This window comes from Candidatus Dadabacteria bacterium (genome assembly GCA_026708565.1).
In the GTDB taxonomy this organism is placed as follows: Bacteria; Desulfobacterota_D; UBA1144; order Nemesobacterales; family Mycalebacteriaceae; genus Mycalebacterium.
Genome location: JAPOUR010000060.1, coordinates 1 through 15428 on the forward strand (window position 1 = coordinate 1; position 15428 = coordinate 15428).

The window sequence follows — 15428 nt, forward strand, 5'->3', positions numbered from 1 at the left end:
TATTTTTTCAGTAATGGCAACTTTTAACAGTTCTTTTTTTCGTGCATTACCCATACGAGCATTATGATGAGCCCTTTCATTATCTCCCCAAGGAATTTCATTATTACTCTTCAGATGTTTTCTCTCAACGAAACGAAGGCCTGAATCTTTGTCCTCTGTAATTATACACTCAAGCCTAAAATCACTATTGATTTGTATTCGTTTCTTTAGTTCCCTGAACCGACTTCGAACATTCTCGTTGCTGGCTATCTCTGGATTAGCCAAAAGCTTATAAACTGTGAGGCGACGATTTCCCTCCAAAACTATCTTTCTATTGTTCAGATCCAGAACAACTAATTTTTCAATCTGAGGAAGGTCAAATTCATTTACGACTTCCTTGGCGAATTCATATATTTTGAATCCTTGTTCAGAAACAAAGTAATCTACCAACTCTTCTTCTGTTTTCTTAAAGTATATATCCGGGAAGCGAGCATTCTCATCCCAAAGAGAAAGGGTTTTGATTGATAATTTTCCTTGCGTGAAATTACTCATAATCCAGATACACTACCATAAAATTGCTCATTAGAGAAGACTCATTCCCCTAGCCTTTCTCCATCATCACCGCTTGCCCCAATGTCCCTTCCATATCTCCTTCCAAGTAGCTAAACTCATCCGAAGGAGAATCCTGTGGCTCAAAGATCGTAACATCTAAACCTTCCATCTTCTCAAAAGATTTCTCAATAAGCGGGCGAACCTCCGACCATTTCAACCCTCCAAATCCGCACCCCAATGGCGGCATTGCTATTGATTGAACTTTACGCCTTTTAATCTTTGTAACCAAATCCTTAAGACCGTCCTCTATGTATTGCATCTTACTACCACCGCGCCAATGCTGCTTTGTCGGGAAATTGACAATGTAACCCGGAAACATCAAACCGGTTTTAACAATAAACATCTCTCCCGGCTTGATCTTGTTCTTTGAGCAAGCGGTGGCGTATTTGTCAAAGTTGTCCGGGAAGCGTTTCTTGAACTCTGCGGCTACACCCTTCCCCATCACTCCAACACAGTTGACAGTATTAACAAGCGCATCGGCGCTTTCATCAACTATGTTGCCGCCGGTTTTGTATGTAATAGACATCTGACCCTTACCTCAATAATACCATTCCCGCTTCACTTCAACAGGGGGCCTTCGCCATGTCATTTTTAAAAACTCCAAGACTTGCTCTCTCACACGGGGAACTTTAACATACACATTGGAAACTAAGAGCCAAGAGAACCGTCCTTCAACCAAGAATTCCGCTTGCCTTGCTTGCTTTGCTCTTTCTTTGTCCTCTTCTGTGTCTTGACCATCCCACCAACTATGTGATCCGATAATTCCCCAATCTATCTTGTCCAAATCGTCAAGAGATGAATAGTCCTCAAAATTAGAAGCCCCAGCGTTTGAAGTTGTGAAGGCATAACGAAGATTCTTGTCTATTATCCGTGAGACAAATTCGTGCAAATCTGCTTCCAAATAAATGATTTCGTCCTCTCCTCCCTTGTACTCAAGATCTTCATTCTGCTTATGGATTGCATAAAGCATTGGCGAGCGGGGGCAAAAATAAAACGGCACGCAATCACCCACCGACAAATCAGGATGACTTTTTAATTTTCTAGAAAGCCTCCTCTCCTTGATTCTTGGATTGCCAATCTTTGTGCCAGAATGATTACGCTTACTCATCTCTGAATCGGACAAAAGAAAACCCTCCTCAAGAATGTGAGGCAATCTGTCAACATGCACTATGTGATAGATTTTGGGATTTTCAGGAACACTCATCCCCTTCCTCCTGCGGTTCAAACACCACCACCTCAACCTCTTCCATATCTTCAAACATCCCGACTATAAGCGGCTTGACATCCCCCCAATCAAGCCCCCCTAACCCGCACCCAAGCGCCGGAATGGCGATTGACTCAATCTCCCGCCTTTCAACCTCATCCACAAGGGCAAGAAGCCCGTCCTCTATGTATTGCATACTGCTCTTGTCTTTGTAATGCCTTTCGGTGGGAAAGTTGATTATATGCGTGGGAAACATCGCGCCCGTTTCAAAGACAAACATCTCCCCGGTTCTCAAGCCGCCGGTTTCGCACAATTCGGCATACGCCCTGAAGTTTTCGGGAAACGCTTTTTTGAACTGGAGCGCAAGCCCCGCGCCCATCGCGCCGACACAGTTGACCGGGTTGACAAGGGCGTCAACCCGCTCATCAAAGATACTGCCGCCGGTTTTGTGTGTTACTGACAAACCGCTTTATTACTTCTTCCCGCTCTTGTTGTTCCCCGTCTTCCGGTTGTTGGACTTACGCTGTTTGTTGCGATTGGTCCTGTCCGCCTTGTAAGCGGGGTTGTTCTGGTTTTTGACATCAGCCCTCTTGTTTGGTGTCTTTTTCATCTTTAAAGCCTCTCTCGGCAAGTTGCCGATGGTTTCGTGTGTTACCGGCAAACCGCTTTATTCATCTTCTTCTTCCGTCTCTTCCTTGTCCTCACCCTTATATTCGTCATTGTTCGGGTTGAGTTGGTCTGTGTGGTTGTCCATGCTTGACTGGTAAGCGTCATTGTTCGGGTTCATGCTGTCGCTTCTGTCATCATTCGGTGTTCTTCCCATTGTTCTTACTCCTTATCGGCAAGTTGCCGATGGTTTTAATCTAAACACATTTCAATAGAGCGCAAGAGAGTGAAACTCCTACTCCCTCGCATCTAAGGTGCTCACTCCGTAAAGAGCAATTTTTTCATCCCTTGTAACGATTGTAAGACCTTCCGCTTGCGCTTGGGCGACAAGCATGCGGTCAAAAGGGTCTCTGTGATGAAGCGGTAGTTCACCCGCCCGCCGGGCGTGAAAGAAAGTTAAAGGCAAAGTGTCAAAGCCGTCTTTAAGAATGACTGATTCCAGGTCCGGAGGAGCTTTCAACTTGCCGAGATTGCTTTTAATGGCAATCTCCCAACCCGTTACGGCGCTTACAAAAATTTCATTCTCTCCGTTCCTGAGAGCGCTGTCGGTCTGCTTTCCTATCTTTTTGCTGTCCTCAAACCACCACAGCAACGCATGCGTATCAATCAACAAACGGAGCATTACTTGTCTTCGTCAAGCGACCCGTAAAACATTTCTTCAATCTCCGGGCAGGGGTCATCAAAGTCGGGAGATATCCAAATCTTGCCCTTGAGTGAACCGGGTTTGCGGTCTTTGCGCTTTTTGCGGTAGGGAGTGAGAGACAGATAAGGCTTGCCCGCTTTGGCAATGACTATCTCCTCGCCTTTCCAAGCAAGTTCTCCAAGTTTGGAAAGTTGAGACTTCGCTTCGTGCATGTTCACTTTCATAACTGCCACCTCCTTGTATTGGCTAAGTCTGACTAAACTATATTCATTGTGGCTTTAAGGTCAAGTCCTCTTCTTCCGTCTTCCCGTAAAACATCTCCTCAATCTCAGGGCAGGGGTCATCAAAGTCGGGAGATATCCAAATCTTGCCTTTAAGAGAGCCGATTTTGCGGTCTTTGCGCTTCGGGCTTTGCTGCAACTTGTCTTTGCTTGTGTCCTTTTTCATCGGTCAAACTATACCGGACGACACCGCCGCCCGCTCCTTCAAATACCTCTCCACCCTCTCCCCGTCCTCATTCTCCTTGTCCCCCTTGTAATACAGTTCAATGAAGTCCACCCTATCCTCACTTTCCGCATACGCATAGACAATGCGCAGGGATGACCTTTTCAGATACAGGCAGAAAAAACGCGCTTTTACAACCCTCACATACTCATCGTGAAAAAGAGTGCTGAAGTGTTTTTTGTTCTTTCCGTTCGGGTCATCTTCAACAACCCTGCAAAATTGCCCGAAGTCATCAGGCAGGGATTTGTATTTCTTCTCAAGTTTCTTGAATTCCCGTTGGAACTCCAGCAACTCATCAAAGATCATCTTCATAATCCCTTACGGAGTATTTTTCATCCCGGTAGAAAACAGCCTCATAGGAAATCTCCTCGTTGGACTTCGCTATTCTCCACGGAATATCCCCGTGGGAATAGTCCGCTATCTCTCTTGCGCTTTTGTCGGAAAGACGCGCCAGAACATCGTCAATATGCTTGACCTCCCGCGCCGAAAGAGCGCTGAGGTCGGGAGGGTTCAGCGCAATGTATCTTTTCTGCGGTTTGCCGAAATAATCGGCGTCCACCTTTATAACCTTCCCCTCTTCCGCCATCCTCTCAACTATCTTTGAGAAAACGACCGATGTGGGGCCGTGAGTGTTCTTGATGTATGCAGCCCCCATAAGGCTCTCCTCAAACTTCTCGTAGTAGTCAAAATCAATGAAATACAGAAGTTTATGCAGCACGGTTTCACCGACATTCGGCTTGCCGCCGACCTCGCAAAGCACGTAAAGCAAAACCTGTTTGAACTTTTCAAGGTCCTCGCGGGTAACGCGAATCTGCGGCGCGGGCGCGGCTTCCCCTTCCGGCGTTTCCTCAAGAATAACTTCATACCCGTCATCCCTGAGAGCAACCAGACTGCCGAGAGACATGCCGAAAACGGCGGCAAGTTTCTTCGCCTCCGAAAGCATAATGTCCCGCTTCCCGCTCTCTATCTGACCGTAAGTCTGGCGGGTCAATCCCATCTCCGAAGCAACCCGCTCCTGAGTCATATCCCTTTTAATCCTCTGCCGCTTTATAAATCCGGCGACACCCTTAACCATGGCTGTTGAACCTCCCTTTGGCATATCAACAGCCTAAATAATGTTAAAAATACTGTCAAGAACGATGTTAAGAAAAACAAACACGCGGAGGGCGAGGGATTCGAACCCCCAAGTCCGTGAGGACGCCGGTTTTCAAGACCGGTGCATTAGCCGTTCTGCCAGCCCTCCGTTTGAACAACGGAATTATAACGGATTTCATCAGGCAACCGAACGGCTTCAAGCCGCCGGACGCCCCGCCTGCTGTTTGAGCATTGAAAGATACTTGCCGCCGAGCATTATGCTGCCGCGCTCCGCGCCGTTTTTCAGCCTGTCCACCATGTAGCCCCTGTCCGCGCCCACTATGTTGACCCCGTGATCGCTCTCAACAAGACACAGAATTTTCATATCGCCGTCCGCGGGCGGACTGTCCGCCACCTTGTAAACCGCCGCATAGTTCAAAAGCGCCGCCTCAACCGTTCCGCACGGCAGGGAGGGATTGTCCGCCCCCTCGCACACCTCGCCCGCCCGAAACCATTCGGGAGACGGGTATCCGTGAAAATGCAGTATGGATATGCCGTCCTTTTCAACCACCTCCGGCATGTAAAGGGCAAAGGAAAACGCCTGCGCAAGAATGACAAAAGTGTCAAAAGAGGGGCGTATGTCGCGGCGCGAAAGGTCCATGCCCGCCGGTATCTGCAAATGCAACTGCCCGTTGATGATGCCTATGCGCACAATGTCCGTCATGGGGTCAAGATTGGTTTTGTCGCAACCCGACCGCGAGGTTACCGTCCACAGGTCGGGAATCTGCCTGAAGATTTCCCTGCCGCCGACATTTATCCTGATATACCACCTGCCCAGAGAAGACTCCCTCACATCGCTCATCCCCCTGACCGGGGCAAAGGCGTTCCACTCCGCCTCGGTTATGTCTCTCTCGCCCTTGTATTCGGGCGGCTCAACTATTGCTATGAAGCCGTAGGAAACCCCCGTTCTGCCGTCAAGTATGTTGCTGAGCACATCGCGGTGCGAAACGCGGCTTATGCGCTCGCTGAACTTATACCCTTCGGGAAACAGCCCCGTCGGCCTGACCATCTTGCCGAGACTCGCCAGCGCGCCCGTGTTTTCATTCTCCGCCGGATTGTATTCGGAGATTTTGAACCTGCTGAGAATGGGCGGCTTTATGGGCGCGTAAATTTTGGGAACAAGCGAGTTCAGCACAAACCCGTCAAGCTGCCCGTGAGAGTAAACCGAGTCCGAAAGGTTCATGTTGATTATGGCAAAATTGTCCTCCGACACCCCTATCACTATCTCAGACATCGTGCCTATCAGGTGGCTGAGCCCTATCTCTATCTTCACATCGTAGGTGGTGTTCTCGTCCTCAAACTCGCTCTCAAGCGGAACGATGGTTATGACCTGCGTGCTGAACGGGTCCTGAATGTATTTCTGCGTGAAGTCGTCCGCCCAGCCGCTGATCTTGAGAATCTCCATCACAGACCTGCCGGGCTTTCTCACATAAAGGTAAACGGCCTCGGCAATTGCGCTGAGCGCCCTGCGCAGTATGGACGGCTCTCTTTTTACGTCCACCACCGCGTTGATGTCTCTCTTGACCCGCCGGATGTTGAAAACACGCGACAGGATTCCAAACGCGCCGTCCTGAACGGTCGCCTCCTCCCACGGAACAACCGTAACGCCAATCCGGAGCAGACTCGCCTTCAGTTCGCCGGAAAACTCCCTGATGCGCCCGTTCCCGTATCGCGGCGGGACGGGGCGGAAAGCCACCCTCACGTTTGAAGCCATGGCGCGCGGGTCTGTGGGGTTGGCAACATTGCGCAACCGGGGCATGCCCGTCAGGGAAACTATGGTTTTAAGGTCAACGTCCGCTATCCGGTTCATTGTTGCTCCAGCCCCCGCAGCATTGCGTCTCTGGTTTCGCGCTCAAGCATGTCCATCGCCGCCCTTCCTCCGGAGCCCTCCGCCGCGCGGACGGGGGGGAGGAAATCAACGCTCATCTCCCCGCCGGTTTTAAGCGGGCCGCGCTTCGGCTTTACGCCTATGCCGCCCCGTATGACCATCGGAACAACCGGCGCGCCCGAAAGCGCCGCAAGCAGAAAGCCGCCTTTTTTGAAATCAAGCAGTTTGCCGCTTTCGCTCCGCGTCCCTTCGGGGGCGAGCACGAGGGTCTGTTTTTTCTCACGAATTGCGCGCGCCATAAGTTTCAGTTGCCTTGAGTCTCCGCTTCCGCCGTCCCGCGACACAAAAAAGTGCCCGTTTAACTTTGAAACCCATCCCACAAAAGGGATTTTGAGAACCTCATCCTTCATAACCAGTTTATACCGCCCCGGCAGGGAAGCGACAAGAGCCGGGATGTCAACGGAACTTTGATGATTGTACATTATAACAGACGGTTCGCGCGGAATATTTTCAATGCCGCCCACCCTCAGCCGCACGCCGAGGCACAAAAGCAGCGCCTTTCCCCACGGGCGGACGGCAAGCGGTATCACAAGGCGCGGCGCGGCAAGCGAAAAACTTACCCCCGCAATTCCGAAAACGGTCGTGGCAACCGCGCACAATGCCACGGCCACCACGGATTTGACCTTCCGCAACACGGCGGATTATACGCTCCCCGCCGGAGAAAGCACACTCAGCGCCCCTTTGCGTATTGAAATCTCATGCTCCCCCGCCTCCAGAACAAACGGCTCTCCGTCCATGTGGGCGGGAAGGTCGGTTTCGGTCTCAATGATTGCGGAGGCGGCTTGAAACCTGCTTATCCAGCCGCCGCCCGCCGCTCCCGCCATCACCGACACAAGGCGCAAAACCCTCAGCGGCGGCGGCATGTCGCAAATAAAATGGAAGTCCAGAAGCCCGTCATCGGGCTTTGCGGCGGGCGAGATTCTGAACCCCCCCTGGCTCGGCCCGTTTGAAACCCCGGCAAGCAGGCAGCGCCCCCCGGCGTCGCCTCCGGGCGACCGCACGGCGGCGGCAAACCCCCTGAAAGTTACCGCCGCCGCGCCCGCCGCGGCAAGGTATCCGGCAAACCCGCCCAGAAAACGGAAGCGGGGAAACCCCGCCGCAATCGCCCCGTCCATCCCTATGCCGAGGCCGTTCACAAACCCCCTGCCGTCAAGCGAGCCCGCGTCAACCTTGAGGCGGCTGTCCGCAAACACCGCCTCAAGGGCGTCCTCCGCCGGGGAGGGAACGCCGCACGCGGAGGGGAAATCGTTTCCGCTCCCCGCCGGCACAACGCCCATTATCACCCCCGTGCCCGCCACCGCGCGGGCAACCTCGCTTGAAGTTCCGTCTCCGCCCACGGACACAATCCGGGCAAAACCCTCCTTCACCCCGGCGGACGCAATGCGCCCCGCATCTCCGGGGGCGGAGGTGCGGCGAATCTCAAAATCCGCCCCGCGCGCCCGGCAGAACCGCGAGATTTCCCCCTCGGAAACCGCCGTGCCGCCCTGCCCGGCGGCGGGATTGATTATAAAAAGGTGCGAGCGGCCTCCGGACATAGAGGTCAACTATAACAGAAAGGCACTTGATAAAAACTCCGCATTTGTGTAGAAACTTGCCCTGCCCGCAAGCGGGCGGGCGGAGAAAATCAACAGGATGAGTGAAGAAACCGAACACTACGAAGAGCCCGGAGGCGCGGAGACCCAGGACGCCCCCGAAGAAGGCGATGAGATAAGAATGAAGCGGCTGCTTGAGGCGGGCGCGCATTTCGGGCATCAGAAAAGCTACTGGAATCCGAAAATGAAACCCCACATTTTCGGCGTGCGCAACGGCGTCCACATCATAGACCTTCAAAAGACCGTGGAGTTGTTCAAGGTCGCCTACAGGTTTGCCGTTGAACTGACCTCAAAGGGCGGCATTGTTCTGTTTGTGGGAACAAAACAGCAGGCGAGCGGCATAATCAAAGAGGAAAGCGAAAGGTGCGGCATGCCGTACGTAAACCTGCGGTGGCTGGGCGGCACGCTCACCAACTTCGGCACGATACGTTCGCGGCTGCTGTATCTGGAGGAACTCCGGAAGAACGAGGAAGAGAAAAAGATGGACATGCTTCCCTACAAGGAGGCCGTCAAACTCAGAAAACAGGCGGCGAAACTGTCGGGGCTTATCGGCGGGCTTGCCTCAATGAAGCGGCTTCCGGACGCGGTATTCATCGTTGACACTCACAAAGAATCAAACGCCTTCAAAGAGGCGGTAAAACTCGGCATACCGGTCATCGGCCTTGTGGACACAAACTGCGACCCCACAGGCGTTGAATACATCATCCCCACAAACGATGACGCCATGAGGGCGATAAAACTGTTCACGTCAAAAATAGCGGACGCTTGCGCGGAGGGCGCGGCGGTGTATGCGGAGACGGTCAAAGACCTTCCCGAAGAGGAGGCGCGGGAGAAAACCGGGCAGGAAGACGGGCCGATAGTTGAGAAGAGAGTCCATGTGTTCAGGAAGTTCGGAGGGGAGGAAGAGGAAGAGGACGAACCGCGGAGCGCGGCGGCGGGGAAAGAGCCGGAAAGCGGCGGAGCGGCGGAAAAGCCCGAACCCGCAGCGGCGGAGAAAGAAGAGGACAAGGGAGAGGCGGAGAGTTAGGCATGGCGGATATAAGTTCTGCAATGGTAAAAGAGGCGAGAGACCGCACGGGGGCTTCGTTTATTGACTGCAAGCAGGCTCTTGAGGAGTCCGGCGGCAACATGGACAAGGCGCTTGACATCCTCAAAATAAAGGGCGCTTCCCGCGCCTCAAAGAAAACCGGCAGGGAAACGCCGGAGGGTATAGTCGCCTCATACATTCATCCGGGCGGCAAGATAGGGGTGATGCTGGAAATCAACTGCGAGACCGATTTTGTGGCGAGGAACGAGGAGTTCTCGGGCCTGTCAAGAGAGATAGCCATGCAGATAGCGGCGACCGCCCCGCTTTACACCTCAAGGGAGGAAATTCCCGCCGAAACGCTTGAGAAGGAAAGGGAAATCATCCTCGCGCGCGCAAAGGAGTCCGGCAAGCCGGAAAAGGTGCTGGAAAAGATGGTTGAGGGCGGCATTGAGAAATTCTGCAAAGAGGTGTGCCTCCTTGAGCAGGACTACATCAGGGAGCCGAAAACCAAGATTGGCGACCTTGTATCGGCCGCCATATCCAAGACGGGCGAAAACATTGTGGTCAGAAGATTCACCAGGTTTCAACTTGGAGAGTCCGTTGAATGAGGCTCGCCCGCCATGCCGCCGGACGGAAAGAAAAAACCCTTTTACAAAAGAATCCTTCTGAAAATAGGCGGCGAAGCCCTTCAGGGAAAAGATGAATTCGGCTTAGACTCCGCCACTCTGGACAAGGTGGCGGCGGAGTTGAGAGACCTTGCGCAACTTGGCGTTGACATTGGCCTTGTAATCGGCGGGGGCAATTTTTTCAGGGGCAGTTCCCCCGGCGCAAAGGGGATGGACAGGTCAACGGCGGACTACATGGGGATGCTTGCGACGGTGATAAACGCCATTGCGCTTCAGGACTATCTTGAAAAGCACGGCGTTGACACGAGGGTTCAGAGCGGCCTTGAGATAAAGCAGGTGGCCGAGCCCTTCATAAAGCGCCGCGCGCTCCGGCACATTGAGAAAGGCAGGGTGGTGATCTTCGCCGCGGGAACGGGCAACCCGTTTTTCACGACCGACACGGCGGCGTCTCTGCGCGCCCTTCAAATCGGGGCGGATGTAGTGATGAAGGGAACAAAGGTGGACGGCATATATGACAAAGACCCCAAAAAGCACGGGGATGCGACAATGTTTGAGGAACTGACCTACATGGAGGCGATACAGAAGGAGTTGGATGTGATGGACACGACCGCCATATCGCTGTGCATGGAGAGCGGCATTCCGATAGTGGTGTTTGACCTGTTCAAAAAGGGCAACATGAAAAGGGCTGTTCTCGGCGAGAAGATCGGGACAAGGGTCTGGAACGGGGCAAAATGAGCGGCGCGGTTTCTGAAATCACCGGACAGGCGGCGGGCAGGATGGAAAAGACCGTCTCCGCATTTGAGTCCGAACTTGCGAAGATAAGGACGGGCAAGGCGTCCACGGGATTGATAGAGGGGCTTGAGGTTGACTATCACGGCGCAAAGATGCCGCTGGGTCAGATTGCGGGGCTGAGCGCGCCCGACCCGCAGACGGTTCTTATACAGCCGTGGGACGAGACGGTTACGGGCGAGATAGAGAAGGCGATAAACCAGTCCGACCTTGGCCTCACGCCGGTGAGGGACGGCAAGGCGATACGGCTTTCCGTGCCGCCGCTCAGCGGGGAGAGGCGGGGCGAGTTGACAAAGGTTGCGGGCAGAATAGCGGAAGACCACCGGGTTTCCATCCGGCAGGCGAGAAAGGATTTGAACACGAGGGTCAAGGCGATGGAAAAAGACAGCGAGATGTCAAAGGACGAGAGCAAGAAAGCGCTTGACGGCATACAGGGATCAACTGACAAGTTCATAGCGCGAATCAACGCGCTGCTTGAGAAGAAGGAAAAAGAGATAGCGGAGATTTGAGGAGCGGTCACAACACCGAGTTGAAAACGAGATGACAGAAAACTGGACTTTCCTCGGAAGCAAATGGTGGAAGTTTGATTTTCACACGCATACGCCCGCATCCAATGATTACGGTCAGGGTGATAAGTCCTGTAAAGAAATTCAACCGGAAGAATGGTTGCGGAAAGCTATGGAGTCCAACCTTGATTGCGTGGCGGTCACAGACCATAATTCAGGCGGCTGGATTGATAAGTTAAAAGAAAAAAACGAAGAACTGCGAAAACTTAATGTAAAGCCTGACTGGTACAAATCTCTTACTATTTTCCCCGGAGTTGAAATCACTGTTGCCGATAGCAGGAGTGGTGTTCATCTGCTGGCTATTTTTGATCCAAACTGCGATAGCAATAAAGTGATCCGGGTGTTGGGTGCTTGCGGCATTACATCCGGACATGGCGATAAAAAACATACCGAAACAGAGGGACTTGATTTTGCCGGAGTTGTTAACAAAATCAAGAATGCGGACGGCATTGCCATACCCGCACATATTGATCATAAGAAAGGATTACTGGAAGAAACTACCTCGCTAACGCCGGAACTTGAAAAAAGTCTGAAATCTATATTTGTCGCCGAATTTTGTGACCCAAACAAATTTGACGATGCCGACCCGCAGTTGAAAAAAGCGGTGGAGGGTCTTGCCAAAGTGAGAGGCTCCGACTCTCATAAGCCGGACGATATTGGAAAGCGCTACAGTTGGGTCAAAATGAGCAGACCATCAATTGAAGGGGTGCGGCTGGCATTGCAGGATCAGGAATTCTGCGTAAAAAACCAAGAAGAAGATCCCAATCACCTCCCTGATGTTTTCTTGTCCAAACTAACTATTGAGAATATGAATCACTGTGGTCGTAAGGATCCCTTTACGATTCCGTTGCATCCACACTTTAACTCGGTTATCGGTGGGCGAGGCACCGGGAAGTCAACAATTCTTGAGTCAATACGTATCGCCTTACGCCACGACCAAAGTTTAGCTACTGAAGCACCGAATGTGAAGAAGACATGGTTAGACAAGTTCATGCGTCTATCATCAGAACAAGGGGCTATGTTGAACAATACGGAAATCTTACTGGAACTTCACCGGCGAGGTAAAAACTACCGGGTCCATTGGAGACAAAGTGGTGAAGGCGCTGTGCTGGAAGAAAAAACCGATGAAAAGTGGAAAATTATAGAAACCGACAAAATAAAAGAGCGATTCCCGATAAACATTTTCAGTCAAAAACAGATTGATGAGTTAGCATCTAATTCACGAGGGTTACTAAATATTATTGATCGCTCACCCGAAGTGGACAAGGCGGAGTGGGACTCCCGCTGGAAAAGTATAGAGAGTCAGTTTCTGCAATTAAGAGAACGGAAAAGAGAGTTGTTGCGACAATTGTCCAAAGAGGAGCAGATTCACATAGACCTGAATGATGTTGAAAACGACCTCAATCAATATGAAGAAAAAGGACATGGCGAGATACTAAAGCAGTATCAAAAGCGCAGCCAACAAAAAAATGCGCTTCCAGATAACCGAATCTTTGATGACCTTTCGGCTGAAGTAAGAAGGGTTGCTTCTGATGCAGAATTGTCTGATTTCCCCGCTCATTTATTTGAAGAGCAAGATGAAAGTACTGATGAAATCCGGAGTATACATGAACAATCTTCACAAGATTTGAAAAAAATAGGCGAAGATTTAGGAAAAATCGCCGGAGATGTTGACAAACTCAAAAATGAAAGAATGAAGTCCATTTCATCAAGCAAATGGCATCAAGCCTTACAGGCAAGCATTGACAACTACAATGCGCTGGTCAAAGAGTATGAGGAAAAGCAGAGCGAACTGAGTATCTCGGTTTATGGTGAGTGGGTTCAGAACCGTGACCTACTCCAACAACAATTAAACAAACTGAAATCCATTCGGAAAGAAGTCGCAGAGACTGACAAACAAATTGAAAATTGTCTGTTGAACTTCCAACAACTGCGCCTTGAATTGTTCAAGAAGAGAGAGGAGTTTTTGCACAAAGTCATCGGCTCAAATGACTTTGTGCAAATGGACCTTGTCCAATACGGTGAGATAAGGGAACTGGAAAGCGAATACAGATCCATCCTTCATCTGGGAGACGGTCCCTTTGCTAATGCGATATGTGCTGGGGAAGGAATACTTTGGGATCTCTACAAATGGGAAGATAACCTCAGTATATCTGAGTCAGATTTGCCAGAAATTATCTCGGAAATCAAAGAGAAGACATTAGATATTGCAAATGGCAAACGGTCAGAGTTTGACAGGCGTTTTGATAACCGCCTACAAGATTTGCTGAAAGAGCAACCTGCTGCTTTTGACCATCTGGACTCATGGTGGCCGGAAGATATGTTGCGTGTCAAATACGCTCAAGACCCAAATTCTGGGGAATTTAAAAACGTGGAAAAAGGCTCCGCTGGTCAAAAAGCATCGGCAATTCTTGCTTTTCTGCTGAGCCACGGCAAAGAGCCGCTGATTATAGACCAGCCAGAAGATGATCTGGACAATGCCTTGATATATGACCTAATTGTCAAACAGATTCATGAAAATAAAAGTAGGCGTCAGATTATCATTGCCACTCACAACCCCAATATAGTTGTGAACGGCGACTCGGAATTGGTGCATGTCTTAAAGTTTGCGGTCGGCCAGATACAACTTGACCGGCAGGAAGGTCTGGAAGAATCTGGAATTCGCAAAGCCATATGCGATATTATGGAAGGTGGTGAGGAAGCCTTTGAAAAACGCTACAGGCGAATAAAACTGGAATTGAACCATGCTTGAAACTACAGATGCGTTGTTGAGACAGATTCGGCTGGGGGAAGACTCTTCTTTTGAAGTCAAAGACCTTCGCTACAGGGGGAACCAAGTTAACAATCCCCATAGTAACACTATGGCCGATGAACTGGCCGCAATGGCAAATACTGCCAATGGAGTTTTTGTATTAGGTGTTGATGACAAGTCCAAAACAGTAACAGGCATTCCCGATGACAAACTGGATGTGGTGGAAACTTGGATTCGTGGTATATGCAATGGCCTTATTACTCCCCAGCTTTTATGCCGTATCAGAAAAGTTCTTGTTGTCACAGAAGATGGCACGGAGCGGGCCATTATCAGAGTGGATGTTCCCAAGAGTCTGCACGTCCATAAAAGCCCAAGCGGGTATTTTTACCGGATAGGTAGTTCAAAACGGCAGATGTCCCCTGAGATTTTAACCCGATTGATGCAACAGCGAAGCCAGACAAGGATAATCCGTTTTGATGAGCAATCTGTCCCTGACGCTTCCCTTGACAGTCTTGACAGGAGTTTATTGGCACGGTTCAAAACACCGCTCTCTCCAAAAGATGAAGAAGAGTTTTTGTTTAAACTCAGACTTCTGGTGAAAGACGAAGACGGCAACATATATCCAAGTGTCAGTGGTATATTGATGGGATGCAAAGAACCCCAACAGTTCCTTCCAAACGCTTTCATTCAGGCTGTGGCTTATCGCGGGACGGAACGAAATGCGGCTTATCAACTTGACGCAAAGGATATTGCCGGGCCTTTGGACGCACAAATAGAAGATGCCTGCAAATTCGTTGAAAAGAACATGAGGACATATGCCGTTAAAGAGCCTGCGCGACGGGACATTCCGCAATATGCCATGAGGGCAGTATTTGAAGCGGTGGTAAATGCTGTGGCACACAGGGACTATTCTATCTATGGTTCCAAGGTGCGGTTACATTTATTTGCGGACCGTCTTGAGATATTTTCTCCCGGCGCAATCCCCAATACCATGACGATTGACACCCTTCCTCTCCGTCAATCCGCCCGTAATGAGTTGCTTACGAGTCTGCTTGCCAAGTGCCCGGTGCCTTCTACTGATTACCCGATTGATCGCAATTTTCTCATGGACAAGCGAGGAGAAGGCGTACCTATAATCCTCTCAGAAAGTGAAAAATTGTCAGGGCAACGACCAGAATATCAATTGATTGATGACACTGAACTTCTACTGACAATATACGCAACTCCGTCGCCCAAGGAAGCTGACTTGAAAAGATGAAGACAGGGGTAATTGAACTGTCATGATGATGTTTCTCTCTTCTTTTATCATCATGCCTCTTGTGGCTCTGGCGGTGGTCATCCATTATGAGATGTTGCGTATGTTGTCGGGTGTCATTCCGAAACTCCGTGTTTTTCACCGTTTTAAGGTGGTGCTCGGCGTGTTTGGCATGATATTTGCCCACACGG

Annotated in this window: 19 protein-coding genes and 1 tRNA gene; 6 read left to right on the plus strand and 14 right to left on the minus strand. The window is 50.7% G+C overall.

Translation table 11 applies throughout. The features are described from left to right. From OXF42_07540 to OXF42_07605, 14 genes are all read right to left on the minus strand, one after another. Positions 1–531, minus strand: a 531-nt coding sequence (locus tag OXF42_07540; GenBank protein MCY4047938.1) for a hypothetical protein, incomplete at its 3' end; no start/stop codon positions are given. 49 nt (positions 532–580) lie between these two features. Continuing rightward, positions 581–1117 carry a macro domain-containing protein gene (locus tag OXF42_07545; GenBank protein ID MCY4047939.1) on the minus strand — a complete coding sequence of 179 codons (537 nt, stop codon included), beginning with the start codon at positions 1115–1117 and terminating at the stop codon, positions 581–583. Between the two features lie 12 nt (positions 1118–1129). Next, the gene (locus tag OXF42_07550; protein MCY4047940.1) at positions 1130–1795 is read right to left on the minus strand and encodes a DUF4433 domain-containing protein; all 666 of its coding nucleotides are present in this window, start codon (positions 1793–1795) and stop codon (positions 1130–1132) included. Then, positions 1782–2258 (minus strand): macro domain-containing protein, encoded by a 477-nt coding sequence (locus OXF42_07555; GenBank protein MCY4047941.1) that lies wholly within the window; start codon positions 2256–2258, stop codon positions 1782–1784. Before OXF42_07555 ends, OXF42_07550 begins: the two co-directional genes overlap by 14 nt. A 204-nt stretch (positions 2259–2462) precedes the next feature. Further along, positions 2463–2618 carry a hypothetical protein gene (locus OXF42_07560; protein MCY4047942.1) on the minus strand — a complete coding sequence of 52 codons (156 nt, stop codon included), beginning with the start codon at positions 2616–2618 and terminating at the stop codon, positions 2463–2465. Positions 2619–2696: 78 nt separating this feature from the next. Next, entirely contained in the window at positions 2697–3083 is a 387-nt protein-coding gene (locus OXF42_07565; protein ID MCY4047943.1) for a type II toxin-antitoxin system VapC family toxin, read from the minus strand. Beyond that, positions 3083–3328 carry a type II toxin-antitoxin system prevent-host-death family antitoxin gene (locus OXF42_07570; GenBank protein MCY4047944.1) on the minus strand — a complete coding sequence of 82 codons (246 nt, stop codon included), beginning with the start codon at positions 3326–3328 and terminating at the stop codon, positions 3083–3085. Before OXF42_07570 ends, OXF42_07565 begins: the two co-directional genes overlap by 1 nt. Positions 3329–3371: 43 nt before the next feature. After that, positions 3372–3551, minus strand: a complete 180-nt coding sequence (locus OXF42_07575) for a hypothetical protein (GenBank protein ID MCY4047945.1) — start codon at positions 3549–3551, stop codon at positions 3372–3374. A 3-nt stretch (positions 3552–3554) separates the two neighbouring features. Continuing rightward, complete coding sequence (locus tag OXF42_07580) at positions 3555–3920, minus strand: hypothetical protein (GenBank protein MCY4047946.1); 366 nt, start codon at positions 3918–3920, stop codon at positions 3555–3557. Further along, a complete protein-coding gene (locus OXF42_07585; GenBank protein MCY4047947.1) occupies positions 3904–4707 on the minus strand; it encodes a DUF4065 domain-containing protein in 804 nt (267 codons plus the stop codon). The genes OXF42_07580 and OXF42_07585 overlap by 17 nt, the downstream gene beginning before the upstream one ends. A 61-nt stretch (positions 4708–4768) precedes the next feature. Continuing rightward, positions 4769–4851, minus strand: a tRNA-Ser gene (locus tag OXF42_07590). 48 nt (positions 4852–4899) lie between these two features. Continuing rightward, positions 4900–6552 carry a non-ribosomal peptide synthase gene (locus OXF42_07595; GenBank protein ID MCY4047948.1) on the minus strand — a complete coding sequence of 551 codons (1653 nt, stop codon included), beginning with the start codon at positions 6550–6552 and terminating at the stop codon, positions 4900–4902. Then, the gene (locus tag OXF42_07600; GenBank protein ID MCY4047949.1) at positions 6549–7262 is read right to left on the minus strand and encodes a lysophospholipid acyltransferase family protein; all 714 of its coding nucleotides are present in this window, start codon (positions 7260–7262) and stop codon (positions 6549–6551) included. The genes OXF42_07595 and OXF42_07600 overlap by 4 nt, the downstream gene beginning before the upstream one ends. Positions 7263–7271: 9 nt before the next feature. Beyond that, positions 7272–8165: a YegS/Rv2252/BmrU family lipid kinase gene (locus tag OXF42_07605; protein MCY4047950.1), complete on the minus strand. Its 894-nt coding sequence runs from the start codon at positions 8163–8165 to the stop codon at positions 7272–7274. Between the two features lie 97 nt (positions 8166–8262). On the opposite strand from OXF42_07605, the gene rpsB reads away from it, so the two are divergent. Genes rpsB through OXF42_07635 form a run of 6 tightly spaced genes read left to right on the plus strand, consistent with a single transcriptional unit; the run spans position 8263 to position 15240 of the window. Further along, positions 8263–9249 carry a 30S ribosomal protein S2 gene (gene rpsB / locus OXF42_07610; GenBank protein ID MCY4047951.1) on the plus strand — a complete coding sequence of 329 codons (987 nt, stop codon included), beginning with the start codon at positions 8263–8265 and terminating at the stop codon, positions 9247–9249. A 2-nt stretch (positions 9250–9251) separates the two neighbouring features. Further along, a complete protein-coding gene (locus OXF42_07615) occupies positions 9252–9857 on the plus strand; it encodes a translation elongation factor Ts (protein ID MCY4047952.1) in 606 nt (201 codons plus the stop codon). Positions 9858–9869: 12 nt separating this feature from the next. Then, entirely contained in the window at positions 9870–10610 is a 741-nt protein-coding gene (gene pyrH, locus OXF42_07620) for a UMP kinase (GenBank protein MCY4047953.1), read from the plus strand. After that, complete coding sequence (gene frr / locus OXF42_07625) at positions 10607–11173, plus strand: ribosome recycling factor (GenBank protein ID MCY4047954.1); 567 nt, start codon at positions 10607–10609, stop codon at positions 11171–11173. Before pyrH ends, frr begins: the two co-directional genes overlap by 4 nt. A 31-nt stretch (positions 11174–11204) precedes the next feature. Continuing rightward, a complete protein-coding gene (locus OXF42_07630) occupies positions 11205–13982 on the plus strand; it encodes an AAA family ATPase (GenBank protein MCY4047955.1) in 2778 nt (925 codons plus the stop codon). Continuing rightward, positions 13975–15240, plus strand: a complete 1266-nt coding sequence (locus tag OXF42_07635; protein MCY4047956.1) for a putative DNA binding domain-containing protein — start codon at positions 13975–13977, stop codon at positions 15238–15240. Before OXF42_07630 ends, OXF42_07635 begins: the two co-directional genes overlap by 8 nt. Positions 15241–15428 lie beyond the last annotated feature (188 nt).